Below are 25,155 nucleotides of genomic sequence, written 5' to 3' on the forward strand. Positions count from 1 at the left end.
TCTTTGTGATCAGGTTCAAGATTTTCTAGTTTTTGACTGCTATAAGCATTAATACTCATTGCACAAGTGAGATGCTCCCCTCTCAAAAGTGCGCCAAAATTGCGGGGTAATTCGGAAGACCCGGTTATTAACAAGGGGAAGTCCTGCAAAATGTTCTTGCATTCTGACATTAACGCGCCGATTTAAGACCTCAAAGACTTTTTTGACCGTAGCAGGATTATCATATCCGTCGTAATGCTTGAAAGTGATTCCTGTTTGATTTTTTAGCTGATTACAGAAGCTTTTAGGTTCTTCGGGTCGTTGAACTTCTTTATAGCCATTAGCAAAAACATCATGAGCAATGGCTTCTAAATAAAGTTGTCTTTGAGCGGCAGGATTTTTAGCGTAGAAAAGAATTTTTGCCACCGCCAAAGTTGAGCCGACACAATTGCCAAAAGTTCCCCAACTACCGAAGGCCAATAAATCATCATGAGGTAACACAGAAGTGGCATTCCAAGCCCCATTAAAAAGTCGGCCATCAATGATGACTAATTTAGCGCGCTGCTCGGAAGAATAGTTCTTATATTGAGCCAGAAATTGCTCGTCTAACTGGGCTTGTTCCTGGTCGTCTTTCTGATAATCATCAATACTACCATTTTGACGACGAGTTAGGATAGCGACCTCGAAATCCCAGCCAGTTTCTGATTCTTCTAACCCAACTGCTTGTAATTTTTCAGTCACAAGTTCTCGTGGTGGCCGTCGCCCGTCGTACCACATTTCAGTCTTCTTATTAGAGATGCGGACACGCACTTTAGTTTTAGGAAGAGTTTGAGCGATTCCCATTGCTACTAATTCATCTGCTCCCCAAGTAATTGGCTGTTTGAGAGCCGAGAGATTATACTTATCCAGAAGATTGTATAATCTTGTTTGCATTGTTTCTCGCACATCTTTGGATGAATGTTTTTGAGAATCTCCCATCGCACAAACGACAGCTGAGATTTTTCGATTCATCGACTGTAATAGACGGATAGATTGTTCGAGTCTCCACAACTCTTTGTCGTGTCTTTCTTTTGCCCAATCTGGATAAGGAGTTGCATCCGGTTGAGGAGGACCGACACCAACAAAAGATTGGACAATAACCGCTTTTTGAAATTGAGAAATAGTGGGTAGATAATCTTCGGGATATTGTACCAATCGTTCTGCAATAATGAACGCTGTATCCTTGACCCGAAGCAGTGTAATCAGTTGTCTGACTAAAGAATCTGTCTGTCTTCTTGGACTAAGAACGTACACAGGACAAATTCTTTCTGAACGGTTGTCTTGTCCATTAGGGGGAATCCCCACTCCATCTCCATCTTGTTCTGTTGGTCGATGATACACCTTAAATTGAGACAGCTTAATATCTTGTAATATCTTAGCCACAGGGTCATTACTTTTAATTTCGACATGGGGAATATAAGCGAACCATTTCGCCATCTGATTAACAGGGGTTGTTAATTCTAATTCCCAGTGGTTATTGGCTGCAGATTTGTAATCATTAATCTCAAGTTTATCTCCTGCTGTCAAGGAAAATTTTTGAGTATGGTCGGTAATCTGACTGCTATCTAGGGTAGATTGTTTGATAACAGTATTGACTAGAGCTTTCAGTTTTTGGGTAATCATCATCGATTCTCCTTTTTTCAATATGAGAGGATTATCTAGTTTTAAAGCTGGCAAAATTTGAGGACATAACTTTAATTAGGGACAGTAAATTGCATAAACTTGGCGGGTACTGCACAATGATTTCCAGACTCCCCACTATCGCCATCAATCAAAATATAGGCTGTTCCATCAACGATCGCTAATCCTTCTGATGACTGGGGTAATTCTCGAAGTATTTCAGGTTTAAGGATCGTATTCGGTTTGAGATCCTCAGCCGATAGTTTCCAAAAAACGAAATTATCTTGACCATCTTTCGGCCCGCCAGCAATTCCCCAAATCTGGTTATTATCAAAGGTAATTTCTCTGATTCCCCGTCCCCCTAAATCTAGAAGTGTTGCACCATCGAATTGATAGTTATCCAGATTAGCCATTGATAGTAAAACTGCATAATTATTAGCGTCTAATGTGACAACGGGAGAACGTAAACCTATCCAAATCTTGAATTTTTCAAGAGATAAAGGATCAGGAATCGCCACTGCTCCTTCAGCATTAAAAGCATTAGCTTGTTCACACCGATTTTTGTCTCCTAATGATTGATCAGCTTGGGTTTCCGCCTCATCAATAGCACGACTCACGGCACTGATAATCTTGTTAGAATTCACATCTAGATCTTGGAAGAGAACTTGAGAATTGATTGGAGAACTTTGGATCAGTTTGCCAATAATTTTTAATTGATTCCCCGACAATTGAGCCTGTACAAACCGTTGTCTATTTGCTTTGATCTCACATTTATTGTTACGACTGTGAGAACCGAAGAGAAGCACTCTATTATTATCTAATTTTGCGATCGCTTCAAGATCATTTATATTTTTCTCTAAGGCTAACTGGCTTTGACGAGTTGAGTCTAATTGGCTAGAACTCACAGGATAGAGAAATAGAACGTCTTTTTGTTCATTATCTGCTACTAAAAGGCAATTGCCTCCTGATTCTGAACAGGTTACTTGAACGACCGCAGAGGGTTCACAGACGGGATATTTTCCGAGTAGATTCTCAGCCTTAATATGAGCGATCGGGAAAATCAAGCTGAGAAAAAGAGTCAAGCTGAGTCCTAATAATAGTTGAAAAAGGTGATGAACGGTATAGGTTTTCATAATTTATTGTCTCCCAGGAGATTGTGAATTTTTGATTTCAAAAAACCTTCCACTGCTGACGACTCAGAAAGAAACCGTGTCCCCCGGGGTTACTACACATTAATCCCGTTCTTTGTGAGATACATTTAAAGCCTGAATGTTGCCAAGTTTTTCCATAAGAAAGTATGTTTTTAGTACCGGCAATGGTATCACTTATACAAAGAACCTCTGGTTTACCTTGTTGACGGAGTAGAAAACCAGCCCCCCAATCAAATTGACAATAATTAGGATAAGGTTGAGGGGGTAGAGGATTTAACATACTTTGAATCTCGCACCGTAGCATATTATTATCTTTCCCAATTAGAGCGCAATAAATGTTACCACTTGGCATCACAAAGCTAGGGGGATTTTGAGCGTTAAGTTCACGGGATAGCACAGTTATGACACAGGCGATCAAAGATAAACATACAGGGATGCTAACTTGATTTGTTAGAGTTTCAATCATGTTACTAATGTTGTTAGGAATTGAGTAATACCTGAGCAAGTTCAGAATCTAGTTTGCTAGTTTGATAAGGTGGACGACCATAACCCATAATCGTGCTTCCCTGATGGTTTACTCGTTTAACCTGATTATCGACATTCCCTCGAATCGCAACAATTGAACCATCAGAATTTACTTTTTCGACAATGCCAACGCTATCAGGTAATTGATCATTTCCTAGTCCCCAGTCAAAGAAGACAATATCCCCGACTTGAGGAGTTGTATGCCACCATCCATGTTCTTTAAACCATTTTTTTGCGTGGGGATGATAGGCAAAACCTTTATCTGTGGTAATTTCTAACGGTAAACCCGCATGATAAAAGCAGTAAGAAACAAATATTGCTGCCCAAGGAACATGATTCATACCATACCAAGCATTGTATTTAGTTTGGTCATAACCTGAAGGGTTTTCTGTTGTGCCTATTTCACTAATGGCAATTTGTAAAACGTCTTGTGGAGTCGTCATAATTTTAGTTTCTTCCTAAATAACTTGAATTTTGAGGTTAATTTAAGCTTTTAAAGATGAGGTATGGCTTAATTTTTCTGTTTAATCCCATACCTCATCAACATCTAGTAATCACTTAATCGGTTGTGATGGGTGCTTCCCATGCTGCATCCCACGAGATCGGTCCAATAATGCCATCAACTGTTAGACCTTTTTGTTTTTGGAATTGTTTTAAGACATTCTCATCGCGTTCCTTGAAGACACCATCAGCCTCAAGATTCCAACCTCGGTGAATCATTTGTCGTTGCCACTGCAAGACATCATCTCCTCGCATATAAGGGCTAGTTAGAGCAATGAAACGTTCCCAAACTAGATGTTCCTCTTGATGAGGGGGGACTACACCATGATAAGGAGGACGACCATAACCTAAAATCCCTTTTTTCTGAGTTTTACGGCAAACTTCGCCACCGTTAGAGTCACCAAAATCATCAGAGGTATTCCCTTCAATAGCAACAATTGAACCGTCAGAATTAACTTTTTCAACTATACCGACATGATCGGATACACCATCACCTCCCCAATCATAAAAAACAACATCACCCACTTTAGGCTCTGTATGCCACCATCCTTTATTTCTAAACCATTTCACTCCATAAGGACAATAAGCAAACCCTTTAGGTGTAGTAATAGGTAAAGGTAAGCCCGCATTGTAAAAGCAATAGGAAACAAACATGGCACACCAAGGCTGATAATCCATACCATACCAAATACCAAATTTATTATGGTTAGAATTTTTTGGGTTTTCTTTGTAGCCAATTTCCCGGGCTGCAATTTGAAGAACTTGTTGTGCGGTAGTCATAGTGATATTCCTCAATAAAGTAAAGGTAAATTGAAAGCGACATTTTTGAGGGAGAGAAGTGCTAAACAGAGACTATTTCTTTCTTTCTCAAAGCACCAAGCTCTTGCTCAAGCATCATTTGAATTTCGGGAATAGCCGGTTCATAGGGTGGATTAATATTCAGGTCTGTCCAGCGATTTTTAACACTTTCATGCAAATTGCTAACATCCCCTTCAAACTGACGAGGTGCTGTTCCCGCTACATTAAATGGCCATTTTGACGTATTATCAAAACTCGCACTACAATTGGGATGAACTTCATGTTGAATATAACTTTTATCTAAGGCCAAACCCAAGGCTTCGACTTGTTCCATCATCCACAATAAAGCTCCATCGGATAGGCCAGATTCTTTCTGAGAACCTCCACCAACACAACCATGACCCCCTGGAAACCAAACCTGAACCACTTGTTCTTTTTGTTGTCTGATGTGGGTAGAATGGGGACGCATTAGTGTTACATCAAATACTTTACGAATTTCATCAATGGCAACTGCATGAAACGCCTTTTCAATTGTAGGATTGATGGTCGAATCATAAAAGCGATAACGTTCGTTGAACTTTTGATCCAAGTGCAGAGAATGAACGATATCGGGGATACCTAAAGAAGCAACCGTATCCCAACAACATAAGGCTTTAATGGGAACTCGTCGTCCATACTGATTACGGAAATCAATGGCATTTTTACCGTTAGGTGCGTTATTTGGGTCTTGTTTGTCTCGGTAAATTTCGTAGGCTTTGGGAATTTGTCGGATAAATTCTCGATACAACAAACCACAATTATAAATTAACCCAGCTAAACAGCGTACAGTGTAAGCTCCCCGACTAAACCCAAAGAGATAAATTTCATCTTCAGGTTGATAGTTTAAGCACAGAAAACGATAGGCATCCTCAATCTTATGATCCATGCCAATGCCTAAAGCACCTCCAGCAATTTTAATTAAAGTATCAGTCACCTTGGCATTAGTTTGTTTTGTTCCAATCCCTTCGTCATAGTAGATGATTTGACGGATGGGATTGCCCTGACTATCATCAAGTGGCGTGATAGCTTGCACCATTTTGACAACATTGGTAGGATAATCTTGTGCTAAATCTTGCCAAGTTCCATCACAACAAACAATAAGACGGCTTTTCATAGCGATGAACCTCCTAGGTTTATTAAAACTCGCCAGTTGAGGAAATTTTTAAGGATTCTAGTGAATCATGACTCAAAATTATTGAGATTTTCCTTGAGGTAAAAGTCCCGCAAGACTCAACCGAGACAAAGGACGTTTTAACTCTGTTCGGAAGTGAAATAGATGAGTTAGATAGCTGGCGTGACTAGGTAAAATTAGATGCGGTATTTATACTTACTACTTTAGATCGTCTATCAGAACTTGCTGCCCTAAAGATGGCAAATTAATATATTTCTTGAGGTTTCTGTATATAAGTTTACAGAATATTGTTGAGCTATTTATTAATAAAAAAAGTTGAGTTTGATGGCCAACCATCTTAACACCTAAGCTCGCCAACCTCAACTTTAGCCGATTCTCGATCGCAATTTTAGCCCACCCTAACACTTCCCTCTTTTCCCACGAGGATTTTTACCAAGAAAAATGATCTGTCTGCCTGAGAACAGGCTATAGTGATCATCAAACCCTCAGTGAAAAACTTCCCGTGTCTTCAGTATTCCGTCTTCCTCCCTATTTTTCCTCCGCTCTGCAGCGTCGAGTCATCAAAACTCTCGCGGCAAAAAAAAACCGTCAACTCTTGACATGGGCGGCAGCTTGTGCTAGTTTTTTGATCCTCTGGGCGTGGAATTGGCAGCTAGTTTTGGCCACTTTAACCGGGGTGGGGGCGATGATTGGAGTTTACCATCTCCAGGGGCGAAACTGGCGATCGCTGTGGCTGTGGGGGCGTGCTTTTTTCAGCGCCGATAGCGGTAAGTTAACTTTAGCGGTAGTCTGTGGCGGTTTGGGCAGTTTAGCCACCTATCTCGCGGTCGCAATTTGGACTTATGCCGAAAATCGCTGGTTGGCCCTGGCCTCAATTTTGCAAGGATTTGGCACGGTTTTGACTTTAATCCTGCTAGGATGGCATTTTCTCGACCATCGCGGTCAAAATGAGTCAAAAAACTTCGATCGCTGGTTAGAAAAATTAACAGTCAATGATCCCTTAATGCGCTTAATGGCCGTCCGACGTTTAAGCGAAATGGAACTTTCCCCCAGTCGTCGAGAACAATGCCAAGAATACTTTCGTTATCTTCTCTCGCGAGAAACCGATACGCAAGTGCGATCGGCTTTACTTGATAATTTTTCTGGCAAAGAAGCAATCAAACCGCAACCTTTACAAATACCGCTACAGGTGAAAAAATCCCTCCTAAAATACGATTAATACTAAATCCTGTTTAAGAAGTATAGGGAAGTGGGGAAGTGGGGAAGTGGGGAAGTGGGGTGTGGGGTGTAGGGAGAATAAATAAAATAATCTCCTGACTCCTGACTCCTGACTCCTATCTCCTGACTCCTGACTCCTATCACCCTATCTCCTGACTCGGAGAATCCTGACGACCGACGACCTACACCTGAATCCTACCCCACCATGAAGATGACTGCTAGAGGCTGAAGAGGATATTTTTTTCACACCAAAGTTAACTCGCGCTCCTCGATATTTTGGAACATCAGCGTACTCAGATAACGTTCCCCGAAACTAGGCTGAATCACCACAATTAATTTACCCTCATTTTCCGGTCGTTGGGCCAGTTGAATCGCAGCGCAAAGATTAGCACCGGAAGAAATCCCCGAAAGTAAACCCTCTTCTTTTGCCAGACGACGACCAAATTGAAAAGCTTCCTCATCACTGACAGTAATTACCTCATCAATCAGATCTGTGCGTAAAACTTCCGGAATAAAACCCGCACCGATACCTTGAATTTTATGGGGGCCGGGATTACCTCCAGAAATCACCGGACTATTGAACGGTTCCACCGCGACTACTTGAAAACTAGGTTTACGGGGTTTAATTGCCTCAGCGACTCCCGTAATCGTGCCGCCAGTACCCACACCCGCAACAACAAAATCTACCTGTCCCTCCGTATCTTGCCAAATTTCCTCAGCAGTGGTGAGACGGTGAATTTCTGGGTTAGAAGGGTTGCGAAATTGTTGCAACATATAAGCGCCGGGGATACTATCGACAATTTGTTGAGCGCGTAAAATTGCCCCTTTCATACCTTGGGAACCGGGGGTAAGTTCTAGGGTAGCACCGTAGGCTTTTAACATCGCCCGGCGCTCTAAACTCATCGTTTCCGGCATAGTTAAAATCAAGCGATAACCCTTAGCTGCCGCAGTCATCGCTAGGGCAATTCCCGTATTACCAGAGGTGGGTTCCACTAAAACTGTGGTTTCTGGATTGATTAAACCCGCTTTTTCGGCGCTATTAATCATGTGAGTGCCAATCCGGTCTTTGACGGAAGCAGCGGGATTCATCCCTTCTAATTTCATCACAATTCGGCCAAGACAGCCCTCCGCTTGGGGAATCCGATTCAATTGTACTAAAGGAGTGCGGCCAACCAATTCGGTGACATCGTGAGCGATACGCATGATATTTTCTCTGTCTAGGTGATTCGTGTGCTTAGTTATAGCGTTGACACTCCCCGCTCTAAAGAGACGGGGATTCTTGGTTCACAGAGATTACTTGCTTAGACAGAATTGCTTCTGAAAAAGTAGAGGTATTCTCTCCCCAAGCGTTTATTGGATCTAGCCCAAAGGTTCCGGTATGCCCTACCGTACTTAGTCCCCTTTTAAGGATGTTGATTGCGGCGTTTTCATCCCGCTCCAAAACACATCCACACTTGCACTGATGGGTTCTAGTCGATAAAGATTTTTTGACAGTTTCACCACAGTTTGAACAGTTTTGGCTTGTATAATTCGGTGCGACAGCAATCGTTATCTTGCCGAATTTAACCCCAAAATACTCTATCCATTCCCGAAACTGATACCAGGCCGCATCATTTATCGATTTAGCTAGACAATGATTCTTGACTAAGTTCTTAACTCTTAAATCCTCGTAGGCTATCACATCGCTAGAGTGAACTACGCACCTTGCTAATTTCACAGCAAAGTCTTGACGTTGCCTACTTACTTTAAGGTGAGCTTTAGCTAATCTTTGTCTAGCTTTTTGACGATTTTTACTTCCCTTTTTCTTTTTAGATAATCGCCTTTGCAGTCGTTTTAATCGTTTCTCGGACTTTCTCAAGAATTGAGGATTATCAACCTTGTTGCCATTGTGATCTGTATAGAAAGAAGCCAAACCCACATCTAAGCCAATACACTTACCTGATGGGTTAACATCTTCTTTAACGTCACAAGAAAGGACAAATTGACAATAATAACCGTCCGCTCTCCGAATCAACCTAACCCTTTTAATATCGGATTCTTGAAAGTACCCTAAATCCCAAGTTCCTACCAACTTAAGAACACCAATGTTTTTCTTGTCAGTGAACTTAACAGTTTTAGGGCTAAGAAGCTTCCATCCTGATTGTTTGTATTCAACCGAACGACTAAACTTCTTAAATTGAGGATACCCCTTTTTGCCTGATACCTTGCGTTTACAGTTGTCGTAAAAACGACTAATTGAACTCCAAGCACGTTCAGCACTTGCCTGTCTAGCAGTTGAATTAAGTTCATCGGCAAATTTAAAGTCCTGAGCTAATTCTTTAGAATATCGGTATAAATCGTTCTTACCCGTACCTTTTGTATCCATCCATAACCTGACACATTTGTTACGGATGAATTGAGCAGTACGAATAGCATCATCTATCGCTTGATACTGTTGAGTTTTAGCTTTAACTTTAAACTCTAAGACAAACATTTTACACACGGGGTACTTAGATAAAATTAGTATAGCACAATAAAAGTTAAGTTAACAAGATATAGTTTAAAAAGCCGTCCTAAAAGGACGGGGCTTTAACCCAAAATTTCGGTAAGCTCTCAACCGTCAGATCAAGTCGCTTTCAGGGTTTGAGAATTTCCTCACTAGCCAAGCGGAGCGCTATATAGGGTTTGCTGAAAAAGTACGGGCGAAGCATTCGGATAGAAAATCTATGGTTTCACCGATAGGTTATTGCCCGAATGCTTCGCCCCTACAGGACGCGGGCCGATGAAGACGCAAGGTTTTGAAGCACGATTCTCTCAAAATCTTGCACCTGTTTCGCTCGTAAAGCCACAAAACCCTTACCTTGCCTACATTTCACATTTATTCAGCAAGTCCTATATAGCTCACTTATAGCAAAGGCCAGCCCTAGATCGGCAAAATTTCCATTTTCCTTTGTTTCCTGGTTGCCCCCCGACTTCTTGCATTCGTCCGGGGGCAACCAGCAACAGATGGGTAAAACCCTACACCCCATACTCTACACCCCAGGAAAAACTTTTTCAGCAGACCCTAATTATTAAGGAACCACCTTTCTCTGAATTTAGAGGATTTTTTCTAAACCGTAAACGAGGGATTGCAGCTGAGTAACTTTACGGATAGAGAGGAGAACCCCCGGCATATAACAGGAGCGATCGCTGGTATCATGACGAAGGGTATAGATTTCCCCGGGAGAACCGAAAATGACTTCCTGATGGGCAATTAAACCGGGTAGACGCACGCTATGAATACGGATGTTCTCAGCAGTTAAACCGCCTCTAGCGCCGGGGATGGTTTCTTTTTCGGAAACTTGGGCAGGATTAAAGGTTTTACCTAATTCGGCCAGTAATTCGGCGGTTTTAATCGCTGTTCCACTGGGTGCATCTGCTTTTTGATTGTGATGCAGTTCGATAATTTCCACATGATCAAAGTAGCGGGATGCTTGCATGGCAGCCTGTTGTAGTAAAACCATGCCAATGGAAAAATTAGGGATAACTAAACAGCCGGTGCTGGCTTTTTCGGCAAATTCGGCTAAATCTTGCAGTTGTGCCGCCGATAATCCCGTAGTTCCCACCACGGGACGCACTCCATAGGCGATCGCACTGCGGGTATTGTCATAAACACCGTCGGGATGGGTAAAATCCACCATCACCCCCTGCACTTTTTCCTGAGTTGCCAGGACTAAAACACTCTGTAAATCGTCGAGAATCGGCACTTCTAGGGGTTCACAACCGGCCACTTCTCCCACATCCTGACCTCGAAAAGCTGGATTTCGATCCACTGCACCCACTAAGATCATATCGTCGGCACGAGCAACGGCTTTAATGACTTCCCGTCCCATTTTGCCAGCAGCACCGTTGACAACTACGGGAATCGGGCCTCTATTTTCGGTCATGGTTAATTATTCTCCTTAATATATAGGGATTATAGACTGTTGGGATGGAGGGGTATTTCAGGGACAAAGGAAAAAATCCCAACACCTAACCGCCTTTTGCCTCATCACTGAATTAATTATCCGTTTTCTCACGCACAATGATCGAGGGGTAGTTATGAGAAAATCGTGATTATTTAGGGAAAATCTTGGTCGTTAACCCTCCATGCCATGCTTAAACTGTCGTTTTCAGGGATGGGAAGAAGGGTAAAAATATTAGGCGTACAGTGGAAAAGTCAGAAGGTCTAGAGCCTTCTAGATTTTGCGCTGTTCCTACGTCAATGGTGCTTTGTCTGGGTGATATTTTGGCAAATGTGAGATGCACCCTTAACCATATTTTATCACCTCAAACTCATCAACTTATTATTTTGCGAGTTCTAGCAGTTGTAAAAATTAATTGCTCGCTGAATTTTGATGATAAGATAAATTTTTAGTGATCACTTTCCACGCCCACTTTAAGGGTTTTCTGTTTTCCAATGCTTTTACAGAAACGGCAACAGTATCCATACTATTTAACTGCAACAATTGATATCCTCGTGCGCTCAAGAGACTCCGAGCGGATATCCTATCGCTATCCGAAAGATGTTTATGCTCGTACAGGATCAAACTAGGCTGAAACCGATCAACATCTATCATTTTCAGTACCTCGTAATCGAATCCTTCTGTATCTATGTGGATTAAGTCTACAGTGCGAACCGAGTTCCGGTTACATAACTCTTCAAACGTTATACATTCCACTTGAGTTTTCCGAATTAGTTGTTCTAGTTCTGGGATAAAATCAATATGCTTTAAGACATGAGATAAGGAAAATGAACCGATTTGATCGTACCAAACAGGCAAAGAAGAATCCGTCTCTTCAACATAGTAGAATTCCTTAAACCCGTTTACTTCGGCAATCGCTACATTTTCCAACTTAAATCGACCATAATCACCATATTTAGAGCTTAATCTTTTGAATACATAGTCAACGGGTTCTATCATAATTCCACACCAACGTTCATCTAGCATAAACGAACGTAGGGGATCACCGTAGCTAGAATCGTTTGACCCTACTTGAATAAAGAAAATATGCGCTTGCGAAATGGATAAACTGTAAAGCAGTGTATCGAGCTTATCCTTAAAGATTTTGTAGCGAAGACTAGGTGATTTAAAAATATTCCAAAACTTTGACTGTTTGTCCGATCTTTTGCCGACTAATCGAGAGATGTAAGTTTTAAGTTTTGCAAGCATCATGGCTAAAAAATTATAACTTTTGCTAGAAAATATTGGAAATAATTCATTTTGTTTTGAAATAGGCTAGAGCCTTGTTAAAATATCGTTTTAATCTTCTTCTCCATCCTTCTTTCGGTCGCCATCCAGACCAATCTGTTCGATCTAAGTATTCAAAAAATTGCTTTTCTGTATCCCTTAACGGAGAGAATTTAAATCTCCAAGGTTTACTATCTGATGCAAAATGTATTAGATAAGGAGCTTCCATAACCTGATGATAAACTTCCTCGGAAAAATGACTTTCTTGCCAAGATGAAAAGTTATTAGGAAGTTGATTCCACCGTGGATCCAGTTTCCCCCAACGGCCAGCCAAAATAGCGTTGAGACCGTCCTGATCCCAGTAACGGAGACGGCTTCCATTTTTCTCTAGATAATTAATAACTTTAAAAGATATATCGTCTTCTCGCCATTTTTTTAAATTAAGAATCATTACCCCAGAGTTAAAATATGGCGTATCTGGGGATATTTGAAGTTCTTGATAAGTTTTTAAGCCATTTGACACTAGAGGACATCCCATGTCTTGCACAGCAAACAAATATTGATTATCAATGTCAATTTTCCATAAATTGTTTAAATCTTCTTTCAAAATTAAATCACAATCTAGATAAATAACTTTCTCAATCGACGGGGGTAAGAGATAAGGAATTAATAAACGATAGTAAGCGGCAATAGTAACATGACCCCAAGTCGGAAGTTTTTCCACGATTGTAAAGAACCCTGCTTCTTGAGGCCTTAGCCAGTTAAGCACCACTTCAACTTCTAATTTTTGTAGGGACCGAATCACCTTTTTTTTATTAGCATTGGTAATTCCTCCATCAATAACATAAATAAAGACTTTGCCGTCTTTCAGGTTCTCTGCCAAGGAGTAAAGCATTACGCCAAGAGGAATTGCGTAATTGTTGTCCGCAGCACAGACGACTGTGGGTGTTTTAGTATTTTGCATTATCAACTCTTCGTGTCTTACAAGTTTAAATTCCATAGAAACAAGGTCAAAGAATCGCTTATAGCGGTATTCGCTTGAGTGAGATACAGACCATCGTCTTGCCTAGACTGACTTATAGCTTGTTGCAGTATACCTCATTCGACTGCATACCGCTATATCTATTAGACATCTCTAAAAATTATAACCCAATCACAGCTTGCTTTTATGCTCTGTCCTAATTTAAAATAGTTCAATGGCTGAAATGTATATCCATCTTGGCTAATTCAATTTCAACGAAAAAATATAAGACAACTAAAATCATTTCTATTTGGGTAAGTTTCTTAACTATAAAGACTTTTAGCCTTTTAACGATGACGGCTCGCCTCCTCCGGATAACTGGTGTCGCAATGATTTGGGAAAAACTTCAGGGCGATCGGTGAGAACTACAAAAGGGGCATTACATTATAAGTTAGAGTACGAATATCCTCGGCAAGGGTGAGGGCGTGATTCTCGGTATTTTTCCCGGAAAGCTAGGGTGACGAAACAAATTTTCCTATCGCTCAAACTCATAGTCTACTATTGGTATTGTCTTAAACCGCCGCAGATTCGGCCAGAATGCTCTCACACTGTACCATAGACCAATAGGTCTGTCAAGATCGAATTGAGGGATAAATCTCCCCCTGCTTCCCCTGCTTGTCTAAACCCATGATTTTAAAATTGACAGAGTAAATCTATCGGTTAAGCAAGATTGCGATGCCCACCCTCTGGGAACCGCCTTCAATCGAATGATTGCCCGCCAGAGTCAGCCGTAATTACTCAAATTCTTCTATTTGCGATCGCACTAAGTCTAGGGGAAGTTTTAAAGCTCTAGCAATTTGTTCGATAGTTAGTCCTTCTTTGATTAGTTCGGGAGTTGTTTCTAGTTTAGCTTGTTGATAAATTTTAGATGAGTGTAATTCCTGTTCTGATAGCCCAGTACAGATATTACCTTTGTTAATTTGAATACTATTGATAACATTAGAAAAATTAGAATGATAATATCTTTGAAAACTAGATTTTAAATTTGATTTATTGACTTCTTCTCCTAATATTTCTGATAAGGTTTTCCATAATTTACCTGCTGTTTCCTTGATATATTTCTGAGAACGATGATTTTTTTGAGCGATTTCGGCGTATTTTTGATGATTGACGACTCCCTCTAAGATTTCATGCTGAAGATCGTCTAAATGTTCTCCTGTATGGGAGAAAACAAGCTCATCAATAGTTATTATAAAAGATTGAATATCGAATGAGTTCATAGGATGATTTTAAACAGGGAGTTAAGTCAGGATTGCTTGACATTATACAGCAAAATGCAAATTTAGTGTCTTTATATTTCTTTATGGGGCTTTTATGGGTCTTGAAATAAAGGTTTGATGTGTTTACTCTTAGGGCAAGTACATTTAGTAATTTCGCTAAACATGAAAAGTTTAACATCAATACTCGCTGGTGTAGTAATTGCTACATTTCCATTATCAGCGCAGGGATTTTCTTTGATTGGTATCCAAGACCAATCTCCAGAAGATCAATGTGATGAATTAGGTATCATTTGTATTTCTATAGACACAGGAAATACTAGAATTTTTGTAACTGGAAAAGGAACCGTCACAGACAAATCAGCAGTAATAAATATTCAAGGATCAGTCAATAATTTTTCTGAGGAAATAAGCTCAGTCACAATTCCTTCAAGTTTACCCTATGGCACGAATGCCCAACCTCTTCCTGCAAAAGGAGTAATATGGGCTTCCTTAAATGGAAAATTAGGGTCTTTTGATTCTGCGTTTCCAATAACAACCGGTTCAGAACAAGTAACTGTAACAACTAACGCTACAACATTTTCACCTAATACTGTTGTAGCCAATGATACTCTTCCTGCTGGAATAGATATAGAGGGGAAATTTGTAACCCTGAAAGATTTTGCAAGTAGTAATGGCGAACTTCTTTCAAACACTGGACTTCTCACTGTGACAAGTGTTGTTACACTAGGACCTAGGCAGTCATTCGGATTTGAAAATACGTTTGTAGGAGGTTTTCAAGTTCCCGAACCCACTTCAACTTTAGGACTCTTTTCTCTAGGAATACTCGGTGCTGGTGCAACCATAAAACGCGAAGTAAAACGCAATCATTCTATCGAAAAAGAAACCACAGAAATAGGTTAAATCGCCCGTTAAGTCGTTTAATATCTTTTTTAAAGCGATTTTCAAAAATGGGTAATAACATTAAATTCCTAGCTGCTGATACAGTTCAACTTGATCTTGGCAAACAGTTAAGTTTTTTTGTTCTTCAATATTCTGAATAGCTTGTTGAGTTTTTTGGTTAAAATCGCTTATCGTATAAGTCCCTTCTGCAATTCGTCGTTCTTTTTCCGCTTCTTCTAAAAATTCAGCTAGGTGTTTTTTTAGATAGGTTGCCAGGCTATCTTGTTGTTCTTCAGAAAGCAGTGCAATTTGCTCGAAAGTTTCTTGAATTAATTTAGTCATAGGTATTGTACTCCGAAGTTCAGTTTTTTAGGGAAAAAAATCAAGATATAAATACTGCCCTAACACACCAAAAACTTTTATTTTTGATGTGTTACGCTTTGTTAACTGACTATTTACAATAAAGCCATTTCCCCCACCACTTCCAAGCGGGTATAACTGCCGATTTTGAGGAATTTTTCCGAGAGAGATTCGGCCACATTGGGAGTAATCCAGCCTAACTGTTTGAGAATTTGCAAAGCGGCGGCATATTTAGCCCGTTTGGAACCATCTAAAGCTTTAATTGCTAATCCTAAACCTTCACCGACGCGCCCGATACATTGAATCCCTTCGGCCCCGGCTTTACTGACGATTTCCCCTTGGCTAACCTGCATTAATTCCGTATCAAAAGCCCCTTCTCCTGCTACCATGCGGGGATGATAGGTCATAGCGCGGACGATTCTTTCTAAGTCCAAACGATTGCCAGAGGCTAACTGGGCGTAGAGATGGGCCATTTGCCCCAACTGCATTGAATAGGTGGGCGCGCCGCAGTCATCGTGGGCGCTGATTAATTCATCCCCCGGCATCCCCAATAATTCGGCAATTTTGCTTAAAATTAGCTTCTGTATCTGACTAGAACGCCGCAGATAGGTATTTAACGGCCAGCCGCGCTGTTGACACACCGCTAACATCCCGGCGTGTTTACCAGAACAATTGTACTGCAAACGACTGGGTTTACCTTCTGGGAGGGGACATTGCAGGGCATTGACATCGATATCGGCGCGCCAGAGAATATTAAAGACTTGACGGGCCTGTTCCACTGTGCCTTGGTGAGAACTACAGATAATGGCTAGATCCTTATCGTTGAGATCGTAGCGTTCGAGGGTGCCGGTACTGGTGACAGCCAGCGCTTGAAAAGGTTTCAGGGCCGAACGAATAAAGGCGCTAGTTTCGGCGCTGCCGGCGGTGGATAATACCCGGCCGCGGTCATCGCAAATAGCGGCCTCGACATGATGGACCGATTCAATAATACCTTCCCGGAGGAGATGAATTTCTAAGCGGTGGGTTGGTGAACGTTTTACCCTATTCATTCAGATTGGTTGCGGTTAGTGAGTGAAAAATAGCCAAAAAAGACCACTGATAGCGACAATTGCCCCTAGAATCAGGGCGGTTTTTTGTAAACGCTGGAGAATGGGCTGGATTTGATAGGAGACGATTAAACGATCGCGGGTTAAGATAGGGGCGGTTTTTGTCCAGATTTGCCCATCGTACCAGCCCGACTCTTCATAAAATACTTTCTCTGATTGCAAGCGGTCATAGACGTAGATCCAGCCTAGATACAAGCGCAATAACACCAATCCTACCAAAATTGTCGAGCCAAAAATCCCCGCACAGAAGAAGAGAAAAGGGGCCTTTTTGAGGGGAAAACTAGCGGCGGCAATCGGTCCGACCAATACCCATGTCCAGAACCATAACCAGAGAAATTTTTTTGTATAAGAGGCTACATCTAGGGTAGCCCAACGAAAAAACCAAGATTCTTTTAATTGTTCGTACTCGTTAACCGGTTGCTGTTCTTCCGGGACGGGACAGAAATCAAGGGAGGATTTCATGGACTTTACTCCTCTAAATGGTTGCTAGGTAGAGGAATACGTTGAGCATGACCCCAAAAAGCTTCTAAATTATAAAATTCCCGCTCTTTTGGTAAAAAGATATGGATAATGATATCGCCATAATCCATCAGGATCCAGCTACCTTCGCTTTTTCCTTCCACTTGTCGGGGGGATTGTTGCCATTCTAGTTCCATAGCAGCTTCGATCGCATCCTCGATCGCTCGCACTTGGGTGGTAGAATAGCCGGTAATAATCAGAAAATAATCGGTTAAATAACAGATATCGGCGACTTTCAGGATGGCGACGTCCCCTGCTTTCTTGTCCTCGGCAGCGGTAACAATTGTCTCCAGAAACTTTTCGGTATTGAGATTTTCGGCGACAGGGGTAATAATTCCAGTGGGATTGGTCATTCAGTTTGTGGTTATCCTTTGACTGAGGTGGTTTTAAGCGAGTCTTGAGATTATGTTAATCAATGGTTTTAGTTGCTGTTGCTTGTTCTTTAACAATTTGTAACGCCCAGTTGCGGGTTAGCACGGTGCGGGGATGAATGGGACAATGGCTACTTAAAAGATATTTTAGGGAATAATCGCAGGTTTGTTGAACGCTTTTATGAAGATTTTGATAGCTGAGTTGTCGTAGGGCGTTTAATTCGGGTGTATCGCCGCGATTGGGTTCCAAGGCATCGGCAATAAAGACTATACAGCTAAGATCGCTCATATTGGGTTGACCGAGGGTATGATTGCGAATTGCCGCGAGAATTTCCTCATCGGTAACGTTAAATTCTTTTTGGGCGACAATCGCACTCACGTCGGCGTGGAGTAAGTGAGGATGGGATAAACAGATATTATCCACGTCTATTCCCGCCGATTCCGCCATTTTTAGCAGTTTTTTGGGCTTGAAAAATTTAGCTAGATCGTGTAACAGCCCCGCTTGCCCTGCTTGGACGGGATCGAGATCGTGATGACGAGCTAAATCAATACACATGGTCTCTACACCGAGAATATGTCGCAGACGGTGTTCGTTGACGTTTTCTTTTAACCAGTCGATAACTTGCTGTCGCATCTTTTTTTTGCCCTTGTGGAACCCCAAAACGATTGTAACAATTACTATACAATTTTGCCTATCGCTCCCTGGTTCGATCTCTACCAATCATCCTCGCGACTAGCTTCTAAAACTTCTTCTTGCTGCCAATCATCCTGAAAAGGTTGTACCACTTTACCGATCGCATCGGCCACAAAAGACTTAATAAATTCTTCCTTGCGACTAAGTTGAAATTGTCTTTGTACCACTTCCGTCATACCACCGTCACCCCAGTCTTGATCGTGACGGAAATATTCAATAAAACTTTTGCCGGCAATGCGGGTTAAATAGGCGGCACTGACTCCTTGAATTGCCTTACCGACTATATAGGTAGTAAAGTTTAATTGTAGGATTCTGGCTAATAATTCTACTGCTCCTTTCACTACTCCCAAACTAACTAGAGTTTTACCCAAAGATAGAGCCAATTCCTTGCCTCGATCGCTGTTAATTTCACAGCCATAAACTTGACCAATTTCCCTGACCATTTGAGCATTAACCGCCGCCGTTGCTAACAGATCGAACACTGGTAAGGGAGTCACGGCAATCACTCCTGCACCGATCCACTGATAGCGATCGATAATTTTATCAGCTTGGCGACGACGTTGGCGATCAATAATTTTCCTAGCTTCTTCTCCTAATCGTTGGGATTGTAAGAGGATATTATCCGCCACTAAATCCTCCCCTTCAGCGCGTAAAACTGAAACCAAACGTTTAATTAAAGCTAAAATATCTGGTTCTGGTGTGATTATTTGTCCACCGGTTAACTGCACAGGTTGGGGATTAGCAGCAACGGCAATAATATCAGCTGAAAGTATCACTCCTTTTAGCCGTTCTCGTAATTGTTTTAAAATAATGTCTCGATCTTCATCGCTATAGAGATCGATTTTATTAAAGACTAAGAGAGAACGTTTACCGATATCAATTAAACGCAATAAAGGGCCGTATTCCGATTGTCGAATATCGTTATCGATGACAAATAAAAGTAAATCTGCTGCCGTGGCTAATTGTCGCGCTAACTGTTCCCTTTCACCTCCAGCTGCACCAATTTCGAGAATGCCGGGGGTATCGGTAATTTGAATTTCCCGATTCACACCTTTCATTTTTAAACTATAGGTTTCCCCTTTTTCCGTGGTTCCCATGGTTGCCTCCACATTGCCCACCATTTGACCGATGAGAGCGTTAATTAGGGAGGTTTTTCCCGCCGATCCTGTGCCGAAAACGATGATTTTAACTTCTTTTCTGACTAAACTTCGCTCAATTTCTTGGGAACGCTTAATAAAAACCTGTTGGGTTACTTTATCTTGAATTTGCTCCACTTGTTGCCGGATAGCTTTTAAGGTTTCCCCGGCGGCCTCGGTTTTTTCTACTGGTAATTTTAGGGGTGGACGGGAGGAAGAACGCAACCCGCGGCGACTTTTTTGCTGCTGGGGCAGCAGATAAAAGTAGTACAAAAGAATGTAGATCAGCAAGCCCAGCAGTCCGATAATCAGTAAAAGCAGAATATTGGCTAGTAGGGGAGCGAGAAAAACGATATCTCTGTAAAGACGATAGATAGAGTTGACTAACCACAACATTAATCCGAAAATAAAGCTCAGACCAATGATTAAAGCGGCAAGACGGGGTAATTTCATCGAAAATTGGGGTCTGAAACCCCGCCGTTTTACGGCGGCTTTACCGTTAAATACTAGCGCATTTACACGATATATTCTAGAATGTGAGGTATGGAAAAAGCCTATTCGTTTCGATTTTACCCCACACCAGAACAAGAGTCGCTATTGCGGCGCACTTTGGGCTGTGTAAGATTGGTTTACAATAAAGCTCTCCACGAACGAACACAAGCATGGTACGAAAAGCAAGAAAGAATAGGATATGCTCAAACGTCTTCAATGCTAACTGAATGGAAAAAGCAAGAAGAATTAGAGTTTTTAAACGAAGTTAGCTGTGTACCTTTACAACAAGGGTTAAGACACCTACAAACAGCTTTTACTAACTTCTTTGCTGGTCGTACTAAGTATCCTAACTTTAGGAAAAAACATCAAGGAGGAAGTGCCGAATTTACTAAGTCTGCTTTTAAATTTAAAGACAAACAAATCTATTTAGCTAAATGCACAGAACCTTTACCTATTCGATGGTCAAGACAAATACCAGAAGCTTGTGAACCAAGCACAGTAACAGTCAGATTACATCCCTCAGGACGTTGGCATATCTCAATTAGATTTGATGACCCAACAATTAAACCCTTACCCCCAACCGATAAAGCCATCGGAATTGACTTAGGAATTAGTAGCCTTGTGATTACCAGCGATGGAGACAAAGTATCTAATCTTAAGCATTTTACCAAGCATTATCAGAGACTGCGAAGAGCATCGAAAAATCTTTCTAGGAAGAAAAAAGGGTCAAAGAATCGAGAAAAAGCAAGAATCAAAGTAGCCAAAATTCACGCCCAAATTACTGATAGCAGAAAAGACCATTTACATAAGCTAACCACTCAATTAGTTCGTGAAAACCAAACGATTGTGGTTGAGAATTTAGCCGTCAAGAATCTGGTCAAAAACCCGAAATTATCTCAGGCAATATCTGACGTTAGTTGGGGAGAAATAACTCGACAATTAGCCTATAAATGCCGTTGGTATGGGAGAAATTACATCGAAGTAGATAGATGGTTTCCCAGTTCTAAAAGGTGTAGTAATTGCGGGTATATTGCTGAGAAAATGCCGTTAAATATTCGAGAATGGGATTGTCCAGACTGTGGGACGCACCATGACCGAGATATTAACGCGAGTAAAAATATTTTGGCCGCAGGACTTGCGGTGTCAGTCTGTAGAGCGACCATAAGACCAGAACAGAGTAAATCTGGGGCGGCAGGTGCGGAACCCCGCAAGGGAAAGAAGCAGAAACCCAAATCGTGAGGTTTGGGAATCACCGTCCGTTTACGGCGGCGAGGATGTCAACAGCTTTAACGGTAGGGGATTGCTTGATCTTGATCTTAGTTCTTTGCCGGCCGATTGTCGGCAACTAGAATAGACTATTATCTATGAAGTAGGGAGACACAATTATTTATAGGAGCAGTAGCGTAACCCATGCGGGCGTTGGGTTTCATGCTTCAACCCAACCTACGTCCTCCACCTACCTACTCCCTATCTACCCACTTAATAATTCATAATTCATAATTCATAATTCCCTCTCCCCACTTCCCCACTTCCCCACTTCCTTCGGGCCAGAAAAGGGGTAAAATAATAAGTTTAGTGATAAGATGACCGAATTGTAAGCGGGGACTTGATATGGCAGAAACCCTATTATTTAATGCTTTGCGACAGGCGATCGATGAGGAAATGGGCCGCGACCAGACAGTATTTGTTTTGGGTGAAGATGTGGGTCATTACGGTGGTTCCTACAAAGTTACCAAAGATCTCTACCAAAAATATGGCGATTTAAGGGTTTTAGATACTCCCATCGCTGAAAATAGTTTTACGGGCATGGCAGTGGGGGCAGCCATGACGGGACTACGTCCGATTATTGAAGGCATGAATATGGGTTTTCTTCTGCTTGCCTTTAACCAAATTGCCAACAATGCCGGGATGTTACGTTATACTTCTGGCGGTAATTTTAAAATCCCCATGGTTATCCGCGGTCCGGGGGGTGTGGGGAGACAATTAGGTGCGGAACATTCCCAACGTTTAGAGGCCTATTTTCACGCAGTACCCGGTCTAAAAATTGTCGCTTGTTCCACTCCCTACAACGCTAAAGGTTTATTAAAATCGGCGATTAGAGATAATAACCCCGTGCTTTTCTTTGAACACGTTCTTCTCTATAATCTCAAGGAAAATTTACCTGATAGCGAGTATCTTTTACCCCTCGATAAAGCGGAAATCGTTCGCAAGGGAGAAGATATCACCATTCTCACCTATTCGCGGATGCGTCATCACTGTTTACAGGCATTAAAACAGTTAGAAAAAGATGGCTACGATCCAGAAATTATCGATTTAATTTCCCTGAAACCCTTTGATATGGGGACGATCGCCGCTTCGATTCGCAAGACTCACAAGGTGATTATCGTGGAAGAATGTATGAAAACGGCAGGAATTGCTTCCGAGTTAATTGCTTTAATTAATGAGCAGTTATTCGATGAATTAGATGCCCCTGTGTTAAGATTATCTTCCCAAGATATACCGACACCTTATAACGGTAATCTAGAAAGATTGACGATTATTCAACCTAATCAAATTGTCGAAGCTGTCCAGAAAATGGTCAGCGATCGCATTTAAGAAATTCTCCTTTTGATACCGAAGTTATGCAGAGACAAAATTGGTTATTGTTACTGATCATCGGCCTAGTTGTTGCCTCGATCGTCATCCTGATTAAGTTACCCCTACAATTAGGTTTAGACCTGCGCGGTGGTAGTCAATTAACGATCCAAGTTAAACCCACTGAAACCGTCAAAACCATTCAACCTAATGATTTAAAAGCGGTACAAAATGTGATTGAAAACCGCGTTAATGCCCTCGGTGTTTCTGAATCATTAGTGCAGACTGTGGACAGTAAAAATCAGGTAATCGTGCAACTACCCGGGGTCACAGATCCCAAAGAAGCTGAGAGAAACTTAAATGTTCAGGCCCAATTAGAATTTCGTCAGCAAAAACAAGGTACAGAAGGAGAATTTCGGGCTGAATATTCAATTTTTCAACAAAAAAAAGCGGAATTAGCCGCCCTCAAAGCCGAGAATAAACCCGAAAATGCCGCTAAAATTGCCGAACTAGAACAATCTCTGCAAAAATCTAAACAGGCAATTTTAAATTTATTTGAATCGGTGGACTTAACTGGAAAAAATCTGCAAAATGCCACTATTAGTTCCACCCAAGGCACTAACTGGGAAGTAGCCATTACTTTTGATTCGGAAGGGGGCAATAAATTTGCCGAACTGACTAAAGCGATCGCGGGTACTGGTCGCAGTATTGGCATTTTCCTCGATAATGAATTAATTAGCGCCCCTGTGGTTGATGTGCAGTTTGCCCAAACGGGAATTACAGGAGGCCGGGCCGTGATTACTGGTAATTTTACCGCCGAAACTGCCAACGATCTAGCGATTCAATTGCGCGGTGGTTCCCTCCCTTTCCCCGTCAAAGTGGAAGAAATTCGCACCGTTGGGGCAACTTTAGGCCAAGATAGCATCCGTCGCAGTATCTACGCGGGTTTAGTGGGTTTACTGTTAGTTTTAATCTTCATGGCGGTTTATTACCGTTTACCCGGTATTATCGCCGATATTTCTCTGATTATCTATACTATCCTTGCTCTGGGGGCTTTTGCCTTAGTGGGAGTCACGATGACCTTACCCGGGATTGCTGGATTTATCCTCAGTATCGGCATGGCAGTTGATGCAAATGTACTGATTTTTGAGCGCACCCGGGAAGAATTAAGGGCCGGAAAATCTCTATTTCGGGCTGTGGAGTCGGGATTTTATCGGGCTTTTTCCAGTATTCTTGATAGTAATGTCACTACTTTAATCGCCTGTGCTGCCTTATTTTGGTTGGGTTCAGGATTAGTCAAAGGTTTTGCTTTAACTTTAGCCATTGGGGTAGCTGTGAGTATGTTTACCGCTTTAACCTGTAGTCGTACGCTCCTGTTAATCACTGTCTTAAACGTCCCCAGCGTCCGTCAAAAACCCCAACTTTTCTGCCCTAATTTACCGACAAATCAGTAGTTATTAGGGAATAGGGGAAATGGGGAAATGGGGAAATGGCGAAATTCAACTAAAACCCTAAAACCCTAAAACCCTAATCCCCCACTACCCCAACCCCCAAAACCTAACACCCAACCCCCATTTTTTCCTTTTTACTTTTCACTTAAAAGATATGGCATTTAACGTTACAAAACAGCGTAATTTTTGGTGGACAGTCTCGGCCTTGCTGACGATTGGTAGTATTTTGGCCATGGTGATTTCTTGGTTCACTATTCAAGCGCCTTTGCGACCGAGTTTAGATTTTGTCGGTGGGACGAGAATTCAGATAGAATTAGCCTGTGCCAAAAAGAATACCTGTGAGAAACCCTTAACTACTACCGAAGTGCAAGCAATTCTCGATGAGGAAGGATTGGGTAACAGTAGTGTGCAGGTGTTGGATAAATATACTTTATCGGTGCGGACGAAAACCCTCGCAGAAGAACAGAGAACGAAATTACTCGACACCTTAAATCAGAAAATTGGCACCTTTGACCCGGAAACCAGTCAAATCGATACAGTCGGTCCCACCATCGGTCAAGAATTATTTAGGTCAGGATTTTTAGCTTTATTAGTGTCATTTTTTGGCATTGCTGCCTATCTAAGCTTCCGTTTTCAACGGGATTACGCTTTTTTTGCCATTGTCGCCCTGCTGCACGACGTTTTGATCACTTTAGGGGTCTTTGCGGTTTTAGGCTTAATTGCGGGGGTAGAAGTGGATAGTTTATTTTTGGTTTCCCTCTTGACAATTGTGGGCTTTTCTGTTAACGACACAGTGGTAATTTATGATCGCGTCCGGGAAAATTTTGTTAATACCCCCGAATTGTCCGTGGATGAAATTGTCGATAATGCGGTGAGTCAAACCCTAACTCGTTCGATTAATACCACCCTGACCACTTTATTGCCTCTGGTGGCGATTTTTCTCTTTGGTGGCAGCACCTTAAAATATTTTGCCCTAGCTTTAATTATCGGTTTCGTAGCGGGGGCCTATTCAAGTATTTTTATCGCTAGTACCCTACTCGCTTGGTGGCGCGGTCGTTCCAATCGAAGCAAGGCTGTGCAAGCTTAGAAATGGCTGTTAGTCACTAGCCAAATTTTTGGGACAATTTCGTCAAATATCAGT

The 25,155-nt window shown here is 41.7% G+C and carries 24 protein-coding genes; 6 read left to right on the forward strand and 18 right to left on the reverse strand.

The annotated features are described in order from the left end of the window. Positions 1-48: 48 nt before the first annotated feature. From GQR42_RS20385 to GQR42_RS20410, 6 genes are all read right to left on the reverse strand, one after another. Entirely contained in the window at positions 49-1,644 is a 1,596-nt protein-coding gene (locus GQR42_RS20385) for a DUF4127 family protein (protein WP_233271100.1), read from the reverse strand. A gap of 68 nt (positions 1,645-1,712) precedes the next feature. After that, on the reverse strand, positions 1,713-2,771 hold the full coding sequence (locus GQR42_RS20390) for a hypothetical protein (RefSeq protein WP_158201371.1): 1,059 nt from the start codon (positions 2,769-2,771) through the stop codon (positions 1,713-1,715). Between the two features lie 37 nt (positions 2,772-2,808). Next, entirely contained in the window at positions 2,809-3,255 is a 447-nt protein-coding gene (locus tag GQR42_RS20395; RefSeq protein ID WP_158201372.1) for a DUF6636 domain-containing protein, read from the reverse strand. A 13-nt stretch (positions 3,256-3,268) separates the two neighbouring features. Then, on the reverse strand, positions 3,269-3,757 hold the full coding sequence (locus tag GQR42_RS20400) for a CHAP domain-containing protein (RefSeq protein WP_158201373.1): 489 nt from the start codon (positions 3,755-3,757) through the stop codon (positions 3,269-3,271). Between the two features lie 115 nt (positions 3,758-3,872). After that, the gene (locus GQR42_RS20405) at positions 3,873-4,595 is read right to left on the reverse strand and encodes a CHAP domain-containing protein (protein ID WP_158201374.1); all 723 of its coding nucleotides are present in this window, start codon (positions 4,593-4,595) and stop codon (positions 3,873-3,875) included. A 61-nt stretch (positions 4,596-4,656) separates the two neighbouring features. Continuing rightward, positions 4,657-5,766: a DUF2235 domain-containing protein gene (locus GQR42_RS20410; RefSeq protein WP_158201375.1), complete on the reverse strand. Its 1,110-nt coding sequence runs from the start codon at positions 5,764-5,766 to the stop codon at positions 4,657-4,659. Positions 5,767-6,286: 520 nt separating this feature from the next. On the opposite strand from GQR42_RS20410, the gene GQR42_RS20415 reads away from it, so the two are divergent. Then, entirely contained in the window at positions 6,287-7,003 is a 717-nt protein-coding gene (locus tag GQR42_RS20415; protein WP_158201376.1) for a hypothetical protein, read from the forward strand. Between the two features lie 242 nt (positions 7,004-7,245). On the opposite strand, the gene cysK is transcribed toward GQR42_RS20415, so the two are convergent. The 6 genes from cysK to GQR42_RS20450 form a co-directional block, all read right to left on the reverse strand. Beyond that, positions 7,246-8,205: a cysteine synthase A gene (gene cysK / locus GQR42_RS20425; RefSeq protein WP_158201378.1), complete on the reverse strand. Its 960-nt coding sequence runs from the start codon at positions 8,203-8,205 to the stop codon at positions 7,246-7,248. Positions 8,206-8,263: 58 nt separating this feature from the next. Further along, on the reverse strand, positions 8,264-9,475 hold the full coding sequence (locus GQR42_RS20430) for an RNA-guided endonuclease InsQ/TnpB family protein (RefSeq protein WP_158201379.1): 1,212 nt from the start codon (positions 9,473-9,475) through the stop codon (positions 8,264-8,266). Between the two features lie 601 nt (positions 9,476-10,076). After that, positions 10,077-10,907: a 4-hydroxy-tetrahydrodipicolinate reductase gene (dapB, locus tag GQR42_RS20435; protein WP_045359697.1), complete on the reverse strand. Its 831-nt coding sequence runs from the start codon at positions 10,905-10,907 to the stop codon at positions 10,077-10,079. A gap of 429 nt (positions 10,908-11,336) precedes the next feature. Next, on the reverse strand, positions 11,337-12,176 hold the full coding sequence (locus GQR42_RS20440; RefSeq protein WP_158201380.1) for an FkbM family methyltransferase: 840 nt from the start codon (positions 12,174-12,176) through the stop codon (positions 11,337-11,339). A gap of 43 nt (positions 12,177-12,219) precedes the next feature. Further along, positions 12,220-13,155, reverse strand: a complete 936-nt coding sequence (locus GQR42_RS20445) for a glycosyltransferase family 8 protein (protein ID WP_233271101.1) — start codon at positions 13,153-13,155, stop codon at positions 12,220-12,222. A 791-nt stretch (positions 13,156-13,946) separates the two neighbouring features. Beyond that, positions 13,947-14,432: an ATPase gene (locus tag GQR42_RS20450; protein ID WP_158201382.1), complete on the reverse strand. Its 486-nt coding sequence runs from the start codon at positions 14,430-14,432 to the stop codon at positions 13,947-13,949. 162 nt (positions 14,433-14,594) lie between these two features. Here GQR42_RS20450 and GQR42_RS29020 point away from each other — a divergent pair, with 162 nt between their 5' ends. Then, complete coding sequence (locus GQR42_RS29020; protein ID WP_233271102.1) at positions 14,595-15,332, forward strand: PEP-CTERM sorting domain-containing protein; 738 nt, start codon at positions 14,595-14,597, stop codon at positions 15,330-15,332. A gap of 60 nt (positions 15,333-15,392) precedes the next feature. Here GQR42_RS29020 and GQR42_RS20460 read toward each other — a convergent pair whose 3' ends face one another. The 6 genes from GQR42_RS20460 to GQR42_RS20485 all read right to left on the reverse strand — a co-directional run bounded on the left by GQR42_RS20460 (position 15,393) and on the right by GQR42_RS20485 (position 19,950). Next, on the reverse strand, positions 15,393-15,653 hold the full coding sequence (locus GQR42_RS20460; RefSeq protein WP_158201383.1) for a hypothetical protein: 261 nt from the start codon (positions 15,651-15,653) through the stop codon (positions 15,393-15,395). Between the two features lie 113 nt (positions 15,654-15,766). Then, complete coding sequence (locus tag GQR42_RS20465; RefSeq protein WP_158201384.1) at positions 15,767-16,720, reverse strand: asparaginase; 954 nt, start codon at positions 16,718-16,720, stop codon at positions 15,767-15,769. A gap of 15 nt (positions 16,721-16,735) precedes the next feature. Further along, positions 16,736-17,239: a CGLD27 family protein gene (locus GQR42_RS20470; protein WP_158201385.1), complete on the reverse strand. Its 504-nt coding sequence runs from the start codon at positions 17,237-17,239 to the stop codon at positions 16,736-16,738. Between the two features lie 5 nt (positions 17,240-17,244). Then, positions 17,245-17,649, reverse strand: a complete 405-nt coding sequence (gene rsfS / locus GQR42_RS20475) for a ribosome silencing factor (protein ID WP_158201386.1) — start codon at positions 17,647-17,649, stop codon at positions 17,245-17,247. Between the two features lie 55 nt (positions 17,650-17,704). Further along, entirely contained in the window at positions 17,705-18,301 is a 597-nt protein-coding gene (yqeK, locus tag GQR42_RS20480) for a bis(5'-nucleosyl)-tetraphosphatase (symmetrical) YqeK (protein ID WP_158201387.1), read from the reverse strand. Between the two features lie 80 nt (positions 18,302-18,381). Further along, positions 18,382-19,950 carry a YcjF family protein gene (locus tag GQR42_RS20485; protein WP_158201388.1) on the reverse strand — a complete coding sequence of 523 codons (1,569 nt, stop codon included), beginning with the start codon at positions 19,948-19,950 and terminating at the stop codon, positions 18,382-18,384. 90 nt (positions 19,951-20,040) lie between these two features. Here GQR42_RS20485 and GQR42_RS20490 point away from each other — a divergent pair, with 90 nt between their 5' ends. The 4 genes from GQR42_RS20490 (at position 20,041) to secF (ending at position 25,101) form a co-directional block, all read left to right on the forward strand. Further along, positions 20,041-21,228 (forward strand): RNA-guided endonuclease InsQ/TnpB family protein, encoded by a 1,188-nt coding sequence (locus GQR42_RS20490; protein WP_158201389.1) that lies wholly within the window; start codon positions 20,041-20,043, stop codon positions 21,226-21,228. A 372-nt stretch (positions 21,229-21,600) separates the two neighbouring features. Continuing rightward, positions 21,601-22,584 carry an alpha-ketoacid dehydrogenase subunit beta gene (locus GQR42_RS20495; RefSeq protein ID WP_158201390.1) on the forward strand — a complete coding sequence of 328 codons (984 nt, stop codon included), beginning with the start codon at positions 21,601-21,603 and terminating at the stop codon, positions 22,582-22,584. Between the two features lie 26 nt (positions 22,585-22,610). Continuing rightward, a complete protein-coding gene (gene secD, locus GQR42_RS20500; RefSeq protein ID WP_158201391.1) occupies positions 22,611-24,017 on the forward strand; it encodes a protein translocase subunit SecD in 1,407 nt (468 codons plus the stop codon). 151 nt (positions 24,018-24,168) lie between these two features. After that, positions 24,169-25,101: a protein translocase subunit SecF gene (gene secF, locus GQR42_RS20505; RefSeq protein ID WP_158201392.1), complete on the forward strand. Its 933-nt coding sequence runs from the start codon at positions 24,169-24,171 to the stop codon at positions 25,099-25,101. Positions 25,102-25,155: the final 54 nt, after the last annotated feature.

This window comes from Microcystis aeruginosa FD4, assembly GCF_009792235.1.
Classification (GTDB): Bacteria; Cyanobacteriota; Cyanobacteriia; order Cyanobacteriales; family Microcystaceae; genus Microcystis; species Microcystis viridis.